The sequence below is a fragment of the Streptomyces sp. NPDC046931 genome (genome assembly GCF_040644655.1).
Lineage (GTDB): Bacteria > Actinomycetota > Actinomycetes > Streptomycetales > Streptomycetaceae > Streptomyces.
On the sequence record NZ_JBEYWX010000007.1, the window covers coordinates 137,269 to 152,814 of the forward strand.

Genomic DNA, 15,546 nt, shown 5'->3' on the forward strand with positions numbered 1-15,546 from the left:
TCGGTCCGGATCCGTGACGTGCATCACAGGCCGGCCTCCGCGCCGGTGCCGCCTGGGTCCTGGTGGGGGTCGAAGGCCACCGGGCTCTCGAAGGCCGCGCGGCGGGTCGCCCGGCGCAGTGCCTTGAGGACGGCCGGGCCGAGGAAGCAGGTGAGGACGGCCGTGAGGACGGCACGGCCCAGGTCCCAGCCCAGGGAGGTGGCCAGGCAGTACGCGAGGAAGTGGGCGAGGTTGGCGGCGAGACGGGCGTGCGGGTCGTAGGCGATGTTCGAGGCGAGCGCCCCCATGAAGGGCCAGCCGGCCAGGTTCATCACCGTGCCGTACGCGAACGCGGCCAGGAACCCGTACCCGGCGAGCAGCGCCACCTCGCCCCGCCCTCGAAGACCGTTCGGCCCCGGCAGCAGTCCCGCGCCCAGCGTGAACCACCCCATGGCGAGCATCTGGAACGGCATCCAGGGGCCGACCCCGCCGGTCAGCAGCGCGGACGCGAACATCGTCACGTTGCCGAGCACGAACCCGAAGCCCGGCCCCAGCACCCGCCCGCTCAGCACCATCAGGAAGAACATCGGCTCGAGGCCCGCGGTACCCGCGCCGATCGGGCGCAGTGCGGCGCCGGTCGCGGCGAGCACACCGAGCATGGCCACGGCCTTCGGCCCCAGTCCGGACTCGGAGACCGCCGCCGCCACGACGGCGACGAGCAGAACGAGCAGCCCGGCGAAGAGCCAGGGGGCGTCCTGGGCGTGCGCGCCCAGCCCCGAGGCGGGATCGGCGAACAGAGGCCAGGTGAAACCCACGGCACCGACCGCGCTCACCAGGAGGAGAGCGGCGACGGATCGGGGACCTAGGCGCACGGGACGGGCCTGGGGGGCCGCGACGGCTCGTGGTCCGGAGGCCGTGACGGCCGACGGCTCGGCGGACGTGACCGGATCCGGCGAACGGTGGCTCATGACGACAGCGCCCCCCGGACCTGGGAGACGGTGAGCCACCGCTGCGGGGCGAGGACCTTCGCCACCTGGGGCGCGTACGACGGGGAGGCGACGACCACCTCGGCGGTGGGGCCGTCGGCGACGACCCCGCCGTCCGCGAGGATCACCACGCGGTGCGCGAGTTCGGCGGCCAGCTCCACGTCGTGCGTGGCCAGGACGAGGGCGTGGCCGTCGGCGGCGAGTCCGCGCAGCACGGCCACCAGACGGGCCTTCGCCGCGTAGTCGAGACCGCGCGTCGGCTCGTCCAGGAGCAGCAGCGGGGGCCGCGCGGTGAGCACGACGGCGAGCGCGAGCGCCAGCCGCTGCCCCTCCGACAGGTCCCTCGGGTGGATGTCGTCCGCGACGCCCGGCAGCAGTTCGGACACCAGGGCCCGGCAGCTGCCCGCGGCGGCGCCGGCGTCCCGGTCGGCCGCCGCGCACTCCGCCGCCACCGTGTCCGCGTACAGCAGGTCCCGAGGCTCCTGCGGTACGAGGCCCACACGGCGCACCAGGTCGCGCGGTGCCGTGCGGTGCGGCACCGCGCCGCCGACCCGCACACGGCCACGGGCCGGTTCGACCAGCCCGACCAGCGAGGCGAGCAGCGTGGACTTCCCGGCACCGTTGCGGCCCATGAGGGCGACGGTCTCGCCCGGGCCGACGGTGAGGTCGACATGGCGCAGTGCCTCGACGCGGCCACGACGGACGCCGAGGGACTCGACGACCGCGGCGGGCAGGGGCTTCGCAGGCGTCGTAGGGGTGTCCGTTTCCTCGACTTCCTCGACTTCCTCGACGACGGGTGCCGGGGTGCGCCGCCGCAGGAAGCGGCGCCGGGCGGGGACGGGTGCGGGATCGGGGTGCACGGTCCGACGCGGGCTGCCGGCCTCGCGCGGCCCGGGCACCGCCCCCGCGAGCCGCTCACGCAGGGCACCCGCGCGGCGGCGGGCGTCACGGACGGTCAGGGGCAGCGGGGACCAGCCCGCCAGCCGGCCGAGGCCCACCACCGGCGGATAGACCGGGGAGACCGCCATCACCTCCGCCGGGGTGCCGAGGACCGGGCGGGCGCCCGGAGCCGGGAGGAGCACGACCCGGTCGGCGTAGTGCACGACCCGCTCCAGCCTGTGCTCGGCCAGCAGGACCGTCGTGCCGAGGTCGTGGACGAGCCGTTGCAGCACGGCGAGGACCTCCTCGGCCGCCGCCGGGTCCAGCGCGGACGTCGGCTCGTCCAGGACGAGGACCTGAGGGTGCGGGGTGAGCACCGAGCCGATCGCCACCCGCTGCTGCTGACCGCCGGAGAGGGTGGCGATCGGCCGGTCCCTCAGGCCCGCCAGCCCGAGCAGGTCCAGGGTCTCCTCGACCCGCCGCCGCATCACCTCGGGGGCGAGCCCCAACGACTCCATTCCATAGGCGAGTTCGTCCTCGACGGTGTCCGTCACGAAGTGGGACAGCGGATCCTGCCCCACCGTGCCGACCACGTCGGCGAGTTCGCGCGGCTTGTGCGTACGGGTGTCGCGCCCGGCCACCGTGACCCGGCCGCGCAGGGTGCCGCCGGTGAAGTGCGGGACCAGCCCGCTCACCGCGCCGAGCACCGTCGACTTGCCGACCCCGGACGGGCCGACGAGCAGCACCAGTTCGCCCTCCGGGACCTCGAAGTCGATGTCCCGCACCACGGGTTCGGCCGTCCCGTCGTACGTCACGGAGACCTTCTCGAAGCGGATCACGCGGCCTCCTCGGGGGCGGGGGTGACGAACGCGGGCAGCAGACCGAGCAGCACCGCCGCCGCGGGGAGCAGCGGCAGTGCCGGGGCGGTCAGGGGGACGACGCCGGGATGCAGGGCGGCGGCGTCGTAGGCGGCGCAGACGGCCGGGATCACCGCCGCGGCGGTCCCGGAGCCGGCGACCAGCCACGCCCGCGCGCCCCAGATGTCCGGGCGGTAGCGGGTGCGCGGCGAGCGGCGGCCGCCCAGCCGCAGCCCGGCGAGGGCGGCGGTGAGACCGGCGAGCAGGACGGGCAGCCCGTACGCGGTTCCCTCCGCGGTCAGCAGTCCGTACGTGCCCGCGCAGACGCCGAGCAGCCCGCCCAGCGTGAGGGCGGTGGTGGTACGGCGGACGGCCGGCGGGACGGCGGCGGTGCGGCCGAAGCCGCGCGCGTCCATGGCGGCGGCGAGCGCCACCGAGCGTTCCAACGCGCCCTCCAGGACGGGCAGTCCGACCTGGAGCAGACCCCGCAGGCCCCGGTCGGGCCGGCCGCGCAGCCGGCGCGCGGCCCGCAGCCGCCGTACGTCGGCGACGAGATGCGGGGCGAAGGTGAGCGCGACGACGACCGCCACGCCCGCCTCGTACAGCGCGCCCGGGAGGGCCTTCAGCAGCCGGGCCGGGTTCGCCAGGGCGTTGGCGGCGCCCACGCAGACCAGCAGCGTGGCCAGGCGCAGACCGTCGTACAGGGAGAAGACGAGACTCTCCGCGGTGACCCGGCCGCCGAGGCGGATCCCCTGCGCCCAGTGCGGGAGCGGGACCTCGGGGAGGGTGACGACGGTGTGGGTGCCGGGGATGGGGGAGCCCAGGACCACCGCGAACAGCAGGCGGATGGCGATGACGGCGAGGCCGAGCCTGGCGAAGGCGGAGTAGGAGCGGGACCAGGGGGCGCAGGTGCGGCGGGCTGCCACGACATAGGCGGACACGGCGACGAGGAGGGCCAGCAGAAGCGGGTTGGTGGTGCGGGTGGCGGCGGTGGCGAGACCGAGGGCCCACAGCCACCAGGCGCCCGGGTGCACGGCAGGCCGGCCGCGGCCGGGACGGGACGCCACCGCCGTCAGCCCCTGCGGCGGCGCGCCTGCCACAGCGCCGCGCCGCCCAGCGCGGCCACGGCGGCCACGCCCGCGAGGACGCCCACGGACGGGCCGTGGTCCGCCGCGCTCTTCGCCGGCGCCTGCTCCTTGCGGGCCGTGCTCTTGGCCGGGCCCTGTTCCTTCCCCGTCTCCCGGCCCGTCGTCACCTGCTCGCCGCAGCCCTTGCCCGGATAGCCCGCGATCGCGCACAGCAGGGCGTTGGTGTCGTAGCGCAGGGGATCCGCGACCGCGGCGAGCGCGTCCGCCGTCGTCGCGTCGCCGGGCACGCGGGCGCAGGCCGTTCGCGGGGCCGGCGGGGTCTCGCCGGAGGGCGCGTCCGCCGCCGTACCGAAGTCGAGGACCAGGGCCACGCGCTTGTCGCCGCCCCGCGCCGGGGTCCCGGCGCAGATCGTCGCGAAGTCCGCGCCGCCGCGCGGCTTCGTGGCGTCCGCCGAGTCCTCGCTCACCGCGAACCGGAAGCCCTGCACATCCCCGTCGGAGGGGCGGCTGGTCGACGGGCCCTGGGTGGCGTACGTCCAGGCACTGCCGTTCCGCTCCCAGAAGGACCAGTAGCGGTAGCCGACGGCCTGGGCCGGGCCCGCGCTCCCGAGCAGCACGCACACCACCACCATCAGCAGCAGGAGCGGTGCGGTCGGGAGCGGGGCGCCCGCGCGGACGCGGGTCACGGCTGCTGCCGCTTGCCGCGCCCGCTGAGCAGGAAGCCGATGCCGATGCCGGCGACCAGGAAGACGCCGACGATCCACCACACGCCGAAGCCGGAACCCGAGTCCGTCTTCTTGCCGGACTTCTCGGTCTTGCCGGTCTTCTGGGCCGTGGCGGCCGCCTGCGGCGCCGGGCCCGTCGCGTTCAGCGCGGTGACCAGGTCGGAACCGCCGAAGTGGCGCGGGTCGGTGCCCGTCGCGTGCGCGGCGAGGATCAGCTGGGCGTACGCCGCCGGGCCGCTCTGCCGTGCCCACGGCCCGGAGTGGGTCTCCAGCCAGTGCAGGGCGCCGGCCGCCCGCTCGCCCTGGCCGATGGTGGCGAGGGCGACCACCGCGTCCGCCGTGTTGCCGAAGTCCGGCTGGTCCTTGGCACCGGGCAGCGCCGAGATGAGGTGCTGGTCCTTGGCCAGGGCCTTGAGGAGGTACGCGGCGCCGTTGTGCGCGGCCTGGCGCGCATCGGTCGCCTTCCCGCACGCCGGGGCCGTGCCCTCCGCCGGAGCCTTCTCCCCGGCGAGCCCCTTGCCCAGCGCGCCGGTCACGGCCGCCGCCGTGGCGTCGGCGTTGGCGGTGAGCGCACCCTTGTCGTCGGGCTGGTAGGCGAAGGCGCCCGCCCCGTCGCCGCCGCAGGGCAGCGCGAGCTTCAGCAGCGCGTCGTACGGGGACTTGCCGTCCTTGCGTACATCCTCGGGCCGCTGCCCCGCCGCCGAGAGCGCACCGATCACGACGGACGTCGAGTTCGCGTCGCTCGCGCCACCCGCGGTGTAGCCCCAGCCACCGTCCTTGTTCTGCACGGACTCAAGCCAGGTCAGCGCCTTGCCGGTCGCGCTGCCGTGGCCACCGAGCGCGGCCAGGGCCTGCACGGCCGCCGCGGTGTTGTTGGTGTCGACGGGCGTCTTGGCGTCGCACTTCGCGGTCGGCTGCGCGCGGTACGGGGCGAAGGCGCCGTTGTCGCACTGCTGTCCCGTCAGCCAGTCCACCGCAGCGGCGGCGGGCCGCACACCGGCCGTGTGCTGGGCGAACAGGGCGAGCGACTGACGCCATACGCCGTCGTACGTGGGGTCCGCGGTGCCGTAGAGGCCGTGCGGCAGGGAGGGCGAGGCGGAGGGGGAGGGGGCGGTGGCGGTGGCTGCCGTGGCGGGGGCCCCGCCGAGGACGGCTATGGCGGCCAGCACCGCTGCGCTGCGGCGAACGATCATGATCGGGGGGGTGCCTCTCCCTTGGTGTCCGGGAGCAGGGCGGCACGGGGCATCCCCGGGCGGCTCGGCTCCGTAGACCTCGACGGTGCCGTGCACCGGCGGGCCGCCGGTGCGCGTGAGCCGGTCACGTCCCGTACGCGGTGTTCCGGCTCACCGCCTGCGAGGCGGCTCACGGTTGCGGGTCAGCGCCGGATTTGCACCGGCTTCCCCCCGTACGGGTGTGAGTACGACCCGGCTACTGTACCCGCCGGTAGAAGGGGGCCTGGAAGGCCCCTGCGCAAGGCCTCCGGCGGACTCCGGCCGGGGCCGTGCGCGGCTGCCCCGGCGGGCCCCAGGTCAGAGGGACGTGAGGAAGCCGATGAGGTGGGCGTTGACCTCCTCGGGACGTTCCTCGGCGATCCAGTGGCCGGTGTCGCGCAGCATCACCACGTCCCGGAGGTCCGGTACCACGGCGCGCATCCGCGTCTCCAGGTCCGGCCCGGCGACGGCGACGTCGAGGCCCTTGTCCCCGCCGATGAACAGCGCCGGAGGGGTGATCCGGGCGCCGTCGAACGCGGCGGTCAGCGCCCGGTTGCGGTCCAGGTTGCGGTACCAGTCGAGCGGGCCGGTGAAGCCGCTCGCGGCGACCTCGGCGACCTCGGCGACCTCAGCGACCTCAGCGAACTCGGCGAACTCGGCGAACTCGGCGGCGTGGGCGGCGATGTCGTCCTCGCTCGGCCAGCCGGGGAGCCGGTCCGGCTCGGGGAGCATGGCCATTGGCTCGGTGTCCTCCCGCACCACCGGGATCAGGGCGGGGGCCTCACCGGAGAGCCCGTCGCGGCGCCTCGCGGCCCCCGGTCCGGCGCCCGGGGCCGAGCGCGCGGCGTGAGGGCTTCGGCTCTACACCGCCGTGTACGCCACCGGGTCCGTCCCCGGTACCGCCTCCGCCCGGCCCAGTTTCACCAGGCGGCGCAGATGGGCCTCCGCCTCCGAGACCGCGATGTTCCGGGAGCCGTAGGGGATGTCGTCCCAGGGGCGGTTCCACTTCATGCGCGCGGCGAGCTGCCAGAGGGTCAGCGGGGTGCCGAGGAGGGCGAGCAGGCCGGTCAGCCGCTCCTCGTGGTGGGCCAGCAGTTCCCGGACGCGGGCGGGCGCGTCGGTGAAGGGGTGCTGGTGGGCCGGGAGCACCTCGGCGGGCGCGAGCCGGCCGACGCGTTCCAGGGAGTCGAGGTAGTCGCCCAGCGGATCGGCGGCCACGGCGGTGTCCTCCAGGTCCTCGTACAGGCCGATGTGCGGGGTGATCTCCGGCAGCAGGTGGTCGCCGGAGAACAGGCGGCCGTGGCCCGGGAGTCCGGCGGGATGCTCCTCCTCCAGGTGGAGACAGACATGGCCGGGCGTGTGCCCCGGGGTCCAGATCGCGCGCAGGCGGCGGCCCGGGAGGTCCAGCAGCTCGCCGGGGACGATCTCGCGGTCGGGCAGGGCGGGGGAGAGGCCGGGCAGCGAGCGCGGGGTGCGCAGCGGCGCGAGGTGCTCCTCGGGGGCGCCGGCCGCCGCGAGCTTGGCGCTCATATAGGCGAACCAGTGCTCGGGGCGGGCCTGCCGGGTGCGCCGTACGACCGCGGTGTCCGCCGCGTGCATGGCGACCCAGGCACCGGAGACCTCGCGGACCCTGCCCGAGAGGCCGTGGTGGTCGGGGTGGTGGTGGGTGATCACCACCCCGTGGATCTCCTCGGCCGAGGTGCCGCACGCCGCCAGTCCGTCGGTCAGCGCGTCCCAGGAGTCCGGGTCGTCCCAGCCCGTGTCGACCAGCACCGGGCCGCGGTCGGTGTCGACGACGTACACCAGCGTGTGGCCGAGGGGATTGCGCGGGATGGGAACCCTGAGGGACCGCACGCCCCCGCCGTGATCGGCCGTCCGCGTCATGCGTCCCCCCATCGCCGTCCTCCGGCCACTATAACTAGAACATGTTTCGAAGGTAGCCCGAGTCGACCTCCCGGGCCCGATCTCCCCGCCCCCGTCCGTGGACTCCGTGGGCCGGAGCTGGTATCAGTGGCGGTGTCGGCGATACCTGATGGATCGTCAGGGAGTGTCCCGGGGAGGCAGTCGGCCATGACCGAGCTCGTGGAACACGGACAGCTGTTCATCGGCGGGGAGTTGACCGACCCCCTGGGCAGGGACGTCATCGAGGTGGTCTCCCCACACACCGAGGAGGTCATCGGACGCGTGCCGCACGCCTCGCGCGAGGACGTCGACCGGGCCGTCGCCGTCGCGCGCCGCGCCTTCGACGAGGGGCCCTGGCCGCGGACGGCACTCGACGAGCGGATCGGGGTCGTCACGAGGATCAAGGACGCGATCGGCGTCCGGCACGAGGAGATCGCGCGTGTGATCTCCTCCGAGAACGGCTCCCCGTACTCCTGGAGCGTCCTCGCGCAGGCGCTCGGCGCGATGATGGTCTGGGACGCGGCGATCACGGTCGCGCGGGACTTCCGCCACGAGGAGCGGCGCGCCGGGGTCCTCGGGAGGATCCTCGTACGGCGCGAGCCGGTCGGGGTCGTGGCGGCCGTCGTGCCGTGGAACGTCCCGCAGTTCGTCGCCGCCGCCAAGCTCGCGCCCGCGCTGCTCGCCGGCTGCACGGTGGTGCTCAAGCCGTCGCCCGAGTCCCCGCTCGACGCCTACCTCCTCGGCGAGATCGCCCGCGAGGCCGGGCTGCCGGAGGGCGTGCTGTCGATCCTGCCCGCGGACCGCGAGGTGAGCGAGTACCTGGTCGGGCACCCCGGCGTCGACAAGGTGTCCTTCACCGGGTCCGTGGCGGCGGGCAGGCGCGTGATGGAGGTCGCCTCGCGGAACCTGACGCGCGTGACCCTGGAGCTGGGCGGCAAGTCGGCGGCCGTGGTGCTGCCCGACGCGGATCTCTCCCAGGCCGTGGCGGGCATCGTCCCGGCCGCCTGGATGAACAACGGCCAGGCGTGTGTGGCCCAGACCCGCATCCTGGTGCCGCGCTCGCGCTACGACGAGTTCGCCGACGCCTTCGCCGCCGCGGCGAGCGCGCTGGCGGTCGGCGACCCGCTGGACCCGGCCACCCGGATCGGCCCGCTGGTGGCCAGGCGCCAGCAGCAGCGCAGCCTCGACTACATCCGGATCGGCCAGGAGGAGGGCGCCAAGATCCTCACCGGCGGCGGGCGTCCGTCCGGCCTGGAGCGCGGCTGGTACGTCGAGCCGACCCTCTTCGGCGATGTCGACAACGCCATGCGCATCGCCCGCGAGGAGATCTTCGGCCCCGTCATCTGTCTGCTTCCGTACGGCGACGAGAGCGAGGCCGTGAGGATCGCCAACGACTCCGACTACGGGCTGAGCGGCAGCGTGTGGACCGCGGACGTCGAGCACGGCATCGAGATCGCCCGGCGGGTGCGCACCGGCACGTACTCGGTGAACACCTTCAGCCTCGACATGCTGGGCCCCTTCGGCGGCTACAAGAACTCCGGCCTCGGCCGGGAGTTCGGGCCCGAGGGCTACGGCGAGTTCCTGGAGCACAAGACGATCCATCTGCCCGCCGGGTACGAAGAGGCGTAGCGCATGGGCGACCGCTGGCACATCGAGGTCGACCGCGGCCTGTGCATCGGCTCCGCGCAGTGCGTCCACCGGGCGCCCGACGCCTTCCGCCTCGACTCCGCCCGGCAGTCCCACCCCGTCGTACCGGACGCCGACGCGGGCGAGCCGGTTCTGGAGGCGGCGGAGAACTGCCCGGTGGAGGCAATCCTGATCACGCTGGCGGGAAGCCGGGAACCGGTGTTCCCGCCGGAGGACTAGATGCCCGAAATAGGTGAAAAAATCAAGGTTTGGGGGCTTCCATCCGGAGAGGGCGGAGCTACACTGATAAGTGCCTACGGGATGAGCGAAGACGTTCAACCGGAGTAGCCGACTTTGGCGTGAGGTTACGATTTCCGCTTAGGCCGACATCGACGGTCGATCGAAAAGACGTTGGAAGATCGCAAGATCGGAAAACGGTTGGAACTTGTCTCGTAGGTCTTTTTCGTGCCCTAGTCCCGCCCGACGGCCCCACGCGTGAGGTCGATCAGCCGGCACACCGTCTCGATGTCGATCTTGACCTGGGCGATGGAGGCGCGCCCCGAGAGCCAGGTGATCAGCGCCGAGTGCCAGGTGTGCTCGATCACGCGGACCGCGGCCAGCTGCTCCGGCGCCGGGTCCTCCAGCCCCATGGCGTCCAGGATGATCGCCGTCGTCTGACGGGAGACCTGGTCCACCTCCGGCGAGACACTGCGGTCGGCGAAGGTCAGGGCGCGCACCATGGCGTCGGCGAGATGCGGCTCGCGCTGCAACGCCCGGAAGGCGCGCATCAGTGTCTCCGCCACCCGCTCGGCCGCCGTCTCACCGGCCGGCGGCTTCTTCCTGAGCGTGCGGTGCAGGTGCTCCAGCTGGTCCTGCATGGTCGCGACCAGCAGATGCACCTTCGAGGGAAAGTAGCGGTACAGGGTGCCGAGTGCCACCTGCGAGGACTCCGCGACCTCCCGCATCTGCACCGCGTCGAAACCGCCCCGGCCGGCCAGCTGCGCGCTCGCGTGCAGGATCCGGCGGCGGCGCGCCTCCTGCCGCTCGGTGAGCGGGGGCGAGGCCGGCTGCACCGCCGGCCGCGCGGTACTGGATGGCACCTTGGCTTCCGCAGGCATGGGTCCCGTTCCGTGTTCCGTGACCGTCGGTGAGGGTGAATGACCGCACAGCTCGGACAGCATGGCAGGGGTTCGCGCCGTGGCGCGAATCACCCGATCCGCCGCTCCCCCTGCCCTTACCTGCCGGTAGATTCAGAGCCTCTTCAACGATCAAGTCTGAAACTTGTTCTAGATTACCGTCCCGTCGTAATCTCGCGGGAAATCGCAGGGAGAAGGGGCCGAGAGTGACCGCTGAGGCCAGGGAGGCCGGTCCCGGGGAGGGGTCGGCCGCGGACGGGGAACACCCGCTGCGCATCGCGCTCCTGACGTACAAGGGAAACCCGTTCTGCGGCGGCCAGGGCGTGTACGTACGGCACCTCTCGCGCGAGCTGGCCCGGCTCGGCCACCGGGTCGAGGTCATCGGCGCACAGCCGTACCCCGTGCTCGACGAGGACGAGGACCTCGCGGGTCTCTCCCTCACCGAACTGCCGAGCCTGGACCTCTACCGCCAGCCCGACCCCTTCCGCACCCCGCGGCGCGAGGAGTTCCGCGACTGGATCGACACCCTCGAGGTCGCGACGATGTGGACCGGCGGCTTCCCCGAGCCGCTGACGTTCTCGCTGCGCGCCCGCCGCCATCTGCGCGCCCGGCGCGGCGACTTCGACGTCGTCCACGACAACCAGACACTGGGCTACGGCCTGCTGGGCGACGTGGGCGCGCCCCTGGTCACCACCATCCACCACCCCATCACCGTGGACCGGCAGTTGGAGCTGGACGCGGCCGACGGCTGGCAGCGGCGGGCGTCCGTCCGGCGCTGGTACGCATTCACCCGGATGCAGAAGCGGGTCGCGCGCCGGCTGCCGTCGGTGCTCACCGTCTCCGGCACCTCACGCCAGGAGATCGTGGACCACCTGGGCGTCTCCCGGGACCGTGTCCATGTCGTGCACATCGGCGCCGACACCGACCTCTTCTCGCCGGATCCCTCGGTGCCGCAGGTGCCGGGCCGGATCGTGACGACGTCCAGCGCGGACGTGCCGCTCAAGGGACTCGTCTTCCTGATCGAGGCGCTCGCCAAGGTGCGGACCGAGCACCCCGGCGCACATCTCGTCGTCGTCGGCAAGCGCGCTCAGGACGGCCCGGTCGCCCAGGCCATCGAGCGGTACGGGCTCGAAGGCGCCGTCGAGTTCGTCAAGGGCATCTCGGACGCCGAGCTGGTCGACCTGGTGCGCTCGGCCGAGGTGGCGTGCGTGCCGTCGCTGTACGAGGGCTTCTCGCTGCCGGCCGCCGAGGCGATGGCGACGGGTACGCCGCTGGTGGCCACGACCGGCGGCGCGATACCGGAGGTCGCCGGACCCGACGGCGAGACATGCCTGGCGGTGCCGCCCGGAGACGCCGGCGCGCTGGCCGCCGCGCTGAGCCGGCTGCTCGGGGACCCGCAACTGCGGGCGCGGCTCGGCGTCGCGGGCCGTGAGCGGGTGCTGCGCCACTTCACCTGGGCCAGGGCGGCCCAGGGCACGGTGGCGCGGTACCGCGAGGCGATGGCCGGCCGTGCCGTCCCCGTGGCGGCGCGCCCCGACCGTTCCCCCGTCACGCGTGCCGCCCGCCCCCTGGGCTCCCCCGGTGCCGCGGCCGCGACGGCCGGTGCCGCCGCAACTGTGACCGACGTCGATTCCAACCGCGAAAGCAGGGCCACGTGCTGACCGTCGACTTCTCCCGGTTCCCGCTCGCCCCGGGCGACCGTGTCCTGGACCTCGGCTGCGGTGCCGGACGGCACGCCTTCGAGTGCTACCGGCGCGGCGCCCAGGTCGTGGCCCTGGACCGCAACGGTGAGGAGATCCGCGAGGTCGCCAAGTGGTTCGCGGCGATGAAGGAGGCCGGTGAGGCCCCCGCGGGAGCCACCGCGACCGCCATGGAAGGGGACGCCCTCGCGCTGCCCTTCCCCGACGCCTCCTTCGACGTCGTGGTCATCTCCGAGGTCATGGAGCACATCCCGGACGACAAGGGCGTCCTCGCCGAGATGGTCCGGGTGCTCAAGCCGGGCGGCCGCATCGCGGTCACCGTGCCGCGCTACGGCCCCGAGAAGGTCTGCTGGGCCCTGTCCGACGCCTACCACGAGGTCGAGGGCGGCCATATCCGCATCTACAAGGCCGATGAACTCCTGGCGAAGATGCGGGAGGCGGGCCTGCGGCCGTACGGCACCCATCACGCGCACGCACTGCACTCGCCGTACTGGTGGCTGAAGTGCGCGTTCGGCGTCGACAACGACAAGGCGCTGCCGGTGCGCGCGTACCACAAGCTCCTCGTCTGGGACATCATGAAGAAGCCGCTCGCCACCCGGGTCGCCGAACAGGCGCTGAACCCGCTGATCGGCAAGAGCTTCGTGGCGTACGCGACCAAGCCCCACCTGCCGCAGCTCTCCGAGCAGTCCGAGGCGGCCGCCCAGTGACGACCCCCCGGACGGAACACCTCGTCCTGCCCGGGGTCCTCACCGCCGAGCAGGCCGCCGCGACCGTCGGCGGGATTCTCGCCGTGCAGCGGGAGGACGGAGCCATACCGTGGTTCCGCGGGCACCACCTCGACCCGTGGGACCACGTCGAGGCGGCCATGGCGCTCGACGCGGCCGGGGAGCACACGGCGGCCGAGCAGGCGTACGACTGGCTGGCCCGGCATCAGAACCAGGACGGCTCCTGGTACGCGGCGTACACCGACGGCGACCCGGAACACGTCACCGACCGCGGCCGTGAGACGAACTTCGTCGCGTACGTGGCCGTCGGCGTGTGGCATCACTACCTGGCCACCGGTGACGACGCCTTCCTGGACCGGATGTGGACGACGGTCTACGCGGCCGTGGAGTTCGTGCTCCGGTTGCAGCAGCCCGGGGGGCAGATCGGCTGGAAGCGGGAGGACGACGGCACCGACGTCACGGACGCCCTGCTGACCGGGTGCTCGTCCATCCACCACGCGCTGCGCTGCGCCCTCGCCATCGCCGAGCAGCGGGAGGAGCCGCAGCCGGACTGGGAACTGGCGGTGGGCGCGCTGCGGCACGCGATACGCCGGCACCCCGAGCGGTTCCTGGACAAGGACCGCTACTCGATGGACTGGTACTACCCCGTCCTCGGCGGTGCCATGACGGGGGCGGAGGCGAAGGAGCGCATCGAGGCGGACTGGGAGCGCTTCGTGGTGCCGGGCCTCGGGGTGCGGTGTGTGGTTCCCAATCCGTGGGTGACCGGCGGCGAGTCGGCCGAACTGGCGCTGGCACTGTGGGCGATGGGAGAGTCCGACCGTGCGCTGGGGATCCTCCAGTCGATCCAGCACCTGAGGGACCCGGAGACGGGCCTGTACTGGACGGGCTACGTCTTCGAGGACCGTACGATCTGGCCTCGGGAGCTGACCTCCTGGACGGCGGGTTCCCTGCTGCTGGCCGTAGCGGCGCTCGGCGGAGACGAGCCGACCTGCGCGGTCTTCGGCGGCGAACGACTGCCCCGGGGCCTGGATCCGGACTGCTGCGCCTAGGAACACCCAGGCCGTTTTCCGGAAGTTTCCGGAAGTCGCAAGTGGCCGGGGGGAGTGACCGTCAGTACGGGTGCCGGTTCGGCTTCTCCCGCCACGCCTGGTAGGCCCTGTCACCCAACTCGGGGTACATCTGCTCGATGGTGATGGTCCTCTGGTCCAGGGGCCGCTGGAAGTCCTCGTACTGGAAGTCGTCACTGAACCCGATGTCCTCGGTGGCTTTCCAGTCGCAGCTGTAGTAGACCGCGTCCATCCGCGCCCAGTAGATGGCACTCATGCACATCGGACAGGGCGCGCCGCAGGTGTAGATCGAGCATCCCTGGAGCATTCGGGCACGCTCCGGCAAGACGTCGGGGGACCCCTCGGGACGAGGCACCAATTCCAGTGTGTACTCGTTCTGATGCTCTTCGGAGACCGTGGGCGCATCCGGGTTGAGGACCTGGATGGCCTTGCGGATCGCTTCCACCTCGCCATGCGCGGTGGGGTCTGCCGTGAGGAGCACCCGGTTCTGTCCGCGAGCGATGATCTCGCCGTCGCGCGTGATCACGGCACCGAAGGGACCGCCCCAGCCTTTCTCGACGGATTCGGTGGCCAGTTGCGCCGCTTCGGCCAGGTACTCCTTGGGTCCCATCTCGGTGCCTCCGATTCAGACGCTACTTGTGCGCCCCAGACGCTACTTTTGCGCCATATATGCCTTCTACCTACTCTAGGGGTGGTGAGTCCGCATGCAACCCCTGGCTTCCACAACGAGAGCGCGACCGTCGTGACCTCCCAAAAGGTCCGCCGGGGTTGTGAAGACGACTACCGGCGCTGGCAGGATCGAACGAACGAGGCCGCAGGCGAATTCGACGGGTTCGAGGGCATGGAGCAGTACCCGCCGACCGCCGAAGGCAACGAGTGGGTCGTCGTCTTCCGCTTCTCCCGTCTGGATCAGCTCACCGCTTGGCTGAGCTCCGATACGCGCCGTGAACTCCTCGAACAGGCAAGCGTTCTGTTCGAGGAACCCCCCACACAGGAAGTTCTCGCGGGCGGCACTCCGGTCCATGACGCCGTCACTGCGGTGATCTCGCACGACGTGCGACCCGACCAGGAACGGGCGTTTGGGGGCTGGCAGGAGAAGATCCTGGCGGCTCAGCGAAGGTTCCCCGGCTTCATGGGCTCGGAGTTGTTCCGGCCCGTGAAGGGGGTCCAGGACAAGTGGGTCACCGTCTTCCGCTTCGACACCCGGCAGCACCTGGACACATGGCTCGAATCCCCCGAACGTCAGAGGCTTCTCGACGAAGGGCGGGACAGCTTCGTCTCCTACGACGTGCGTAAGGTCGGATCCGCGTTCGGCAGCTGGTTCCGCTTCGAGCAGGGCGAGGAAGAGGGCGCTCCGGCCAACTGGAAGCAGGCCATGTCCGTGGTACTGGCCCTCTATCCCACCGTCAAGATCCTCAACATCACGGTGGGCCCCGTGCTCAGCGATCTCGGCGTGCCCGGCTATATCGCCCTGTTCATCTCAAATGTGTTGAGTGTCTGCATCCTGACGTGGCTGCTGATGCCGTTGGTGAACAGAGCCCTCACCTTCTGGCTGATGCCAAGACGGGCGCCATCCCTCCGCATCGACGTGGCAGGCGCCGCAGTGGTGGTCATGTGCTGGCTGGTGTTCATCGCGATCTTCGGTCTGACCACCGGCTGACCGAA

General features: G+C 72.5%; 15 protein-coding genes and 1 riboswitch. Of the genes, 6 read left to right on the forward strand and 9 right to left on the reverse strand.

What is annotated here, in order from left to right:
- Positions 1-23 precede the first annotated feature (23 nt).
- The 7 genes from ABZ876_RS15895 to ABZ876_RS15925 all read right to left on the reverse strand — a co-directional run bounded on the left by ABZ876_RS15895 (position 24) and on the right by ABZ876_RS15925 (position 7,609).
- A complete protein-coding gene (locus ABZ876_RS15895; RefSeq protein WP_361780279.1) occupies positions 24-947 on the reverse strand; it encodes an ECF transporter S component in 924 nt (307 codons plus the stop codon).
- Positions 944-2,683 carry an ATP-binding cassette domain-containing protein gene (locus ABZ876_RS15900; protein ID WP_361780282.1) on the reverse strand — a complete coding sequence of 580 codons (1,740 nt, stop codon included), beginning with the start codon at positions 2,681-2,683 and terminating at the stop codon, positions 944-946. Before ABZ876_RS15900 ends, ABZ876_RS15895 begins: the two co-directional genes overlap by 4 nt.
- Positions 2,680-3,768: a CbiQ family ECF transporter T component gene (locus tag ABZ876_RS15905; protein WP_361780285.1), complete on the reverse strand. Its 1,089-nt coding sequence runs from the start codon at positions 3,766-3,768 to the stop codon at positions 2,680-2,682. The genes ABZ876_RS15900 and ABZ876_RS15905 overlap by 4 nt, the downstream gene beginning before the upstream one ends.
- A 5-nt stretch (positions 3,769-3,773) precedes the next feature.
- Positions 3,774-4,421: an SCO2322 family protein gene (locus tag ABZ876_RS15910; protein WP_361780681.1), complete on the reverse strand. Its 648-nt coding sequence runs from the start codon at positions 4,419-4,421 to the stop codon at positions 3,774-3,776.
- 50 nt (positions 4,422-4,471) lie between these two features.
- Positions 4,472-5,707, reverse strand: coding sequence for a prenyltransferase/squalene oxidase repeat-containing protein (locus ABZ876_RS15915; RefSeq protein ID WP_361780288.1), 1,236 nt, complete (start codon positions 5,705-5,707; stop codon positions 4,472-4,474).
- Positions 5,708-5,846: 139 nt separating this feature from the next.
- A riboswitch (cobalamin riboswitch) is annotated at positions 5,847-5,916 on the reverse strand.
- A 127-nt stretch (positions 5,917-6,043) separates the two neighbouring features.
- On the reverse strand, positions 6,044-6,463 hold the full coding sequence (locus ABZ876_RS15920) for an alpha/beta hydrolase (RefSeq protein WP_361780291.1): 420 nt from the start codon (positions 6,461-6,463) through the stop codon (positions 6,044-6,046).
- 123 nt (positions 6,464-6,586) lie between these two features.
- Entirely contained in the window at positions 6,587-7,609 is a 1,023-nt protein-coding gene (locus ABZ876_RS15925; RefSeq protein ID WP_361780294.1) for an MBL fold metallo-hydrolase, read from the reverse strand.
- Between the two features lie 186 nt (positions 7,610-7,795).
- Between ABZ876_RS15925 and ABZ876_RS15930 the strand changes: the two genes are divergently transcribed.
- On the forward strand, positions 7,796-9,256 hold the full coding sequence (locus tag ABZ876_RS15930) for an aldehyde dehydrogenase (protein ID WP_361780297.1): 1,461 nt from the start codon (positions 7,796-7,798) through the stop codon (positions 9,254-9,256).
- Positions 9,257-9,259: 3 nt separating this feature from the next.
- The gene (locus ABZ876_RS15935; RefSeq protein WP_361780300.1) at positions 9,260-9,493 is read left to right on the forward strand and encodes a ferredoxin; all 234 of its coding nucleotides are present in this window, start codon (positions 9,260-9,262) and stop codon (positions 9,491-9,493) included.
- Positions 9,494-9,723: 230 nt separating this feature from the next.
- Here the strand turns inward: ABZ876_RS15935 and ABZ876_RS15940 are convergent, their stop codons facing one another.
- A complete protein-coding gene (locus tag ABZ876_RS15940) occupies positions 9,724-10,371 on the reverse strand; it encodes a TetR family transcriptional regulator (protein WP_361780303.1) in 648 nt (215 codons plus the stop codon).
- A 224-nt stretch (positions 10,372-10,595) separates the two neighbouring features.
- Here ABZ876_RS15940 and ABZ876_RS15945 point away from each other — a divergent pair, with 224 nt between their 5' ends.
- Genes ABZ876_RS15945 through ABZ876_RS15955 form a run of 3 tightly spaced genes read left to right on the forward strand, consistent with a single transcriptional unit; the run spans position 10,596 to position 13,863 of the window.
- Positions 10,596-12,050, forward strand: a complete 1,455-nt coding sequence (locus ABZ876_RS15945) for a glycosyltransferase family 4 protein (protein ID WP_361780306.1) — start codon at positions 10,596-10,598, stop codon at positions 12,048-12,050.
- Positions 12,044-12,796 (forward strand): class I SAM-dependent methyltransferase, encoded by a 753-nt coding sequence (locus tag ABZ876_RS15950; RefSeq protein ID WP_361780309.1) that lies wholly within the window; start codon positions 12,044-12,046, stop codon positions 12,794-12,796. The genes ABZ876_RS15945 and ABZ876_RS15950 overlap by 7 nt, the downstream gene beginning before the upstream one ends.
- Positions 12,793-13,863 (forward strand): prenyltransferase, encoded by a 1,071-nt coding sequence (locus tag ABZ876_RS15955; protein ID WP_361780312.1) that lies wholly within the window; start codon positions 12,793-12,795, stop codon positions 13,861-13,863. The genes ABZ876_RS15950 and ABZ876_RS15955 overlap by 4 nt, the downstream gene beginning before the upstream one ends.
- Before the next feature lie 61 nt (positions 13,864-13,924).
- On the opposite strand, the gene ABZ876_RS15960 is transcribed toward ABZ876_RS15955, so the two are convergent.
- Positions 13,925-14,491 carry a nucleoside deaminase gene (locus ABZ876_RS15960; RefSeq protein WP_361780315.1) on the reverse strand — a complete coding sequence of 189 codons (567 nt, stop codon included), beginning with the start codon at positions 14,489-14,491 and terminating at the stop codon, positions 13,925-13,927.
- An 84-nt stretch (positions 14,492-14,575) separates the two neighbouring features.
- Between ABZ876_RS15960 and ABZ876_RS15965 the strand changes: the two genes are divergently transcribed.
- Positions 14,576-15,541, forward strand: coding sequence for an antibiotic biosynthesis monooxygenase (locus ABZ876_RS15965; RefSeq protein WP_361780318.1), 966 nt, complete (start codon positions 14,576-14,578; stop codon positions 15,539-15,541).
- Positions 15,542-15,546 lie beyond the last annotated feature (5 nt).

What these genes read in the sequence shown, in the direction of transcription:
- ABZ876_RS15930 (WP_361780297.1), top strand. Translation starts at nt 7,796, where the DNA reads ATGACCGAGCTCGTGGAACACGGACAGCTGTTCATCGGCGGGGAGTTG.
- ABZ876_RS15910 (WP_361780681.1), bottom strand. Translation starts at nt 4,421, where the DNA reads ATGGTGGTGGTGTGCGTGCTGCTCGGGAGCGCGGGCCCGGCCCAGGCC.
- ABZ876_RS15915 (WP_361780288.1), bottom strand. Translation starts at nt 5,707, where the DNA reads ATGATCGTTCGCCGCAGCGCAGCGGTGCTGGCCGCCATAGCCGTCCTC.
- ABZ876_RS15935 (WP_361780300.1), top strand. Translation starts at nt 9,260, where the DNA reads ATGGGCGACCGCTGGCACATCGAGGTCGACCGCGGCCTGTGCATCGGC.
- ABZ876_RS15960 (WP_361780315.1), bottom strand. Translation starts at nt 14,491, where the DNA reads ATGGGACCCAAGGAGTACCTGGCCGAAGCGGCGCAACTGGCCACCGAA.
- ABZ876_RS15920 (WP_361780291.1), bottom strand. Translation starts at nt 6,463, where the DNA reads ATGGCCATGCTCCCCGAGCCGGACCGGCTCCCCGGCTGGCCGAGCGAG.
- ABZ876_RS15940 (WP_361780303.1), bottom strand. Translation starts at nt 10,371, where the DNA reads ATGCCTGCGGAAGCCAAGGTGCCATCCAGTACCGCGCGGCCGGCGGTG.
- ABZ876_RS15925 (WP_361780294.1), bottom strand. Translation starts at nt 7,609, where the DNA reads ATGACGCGGACGGCCGATCACGGCGGGGGCGTGCGGTCCCTCAGGGTT.
- ABZ876_RS15895 (WP_361780279.1), bottom strand. Translation starts at nt 947, where the DNA reads ATGAGCCACCGTTCGCCGGATCCGGTCACGTCCGCCGAGCCGTCGGCC.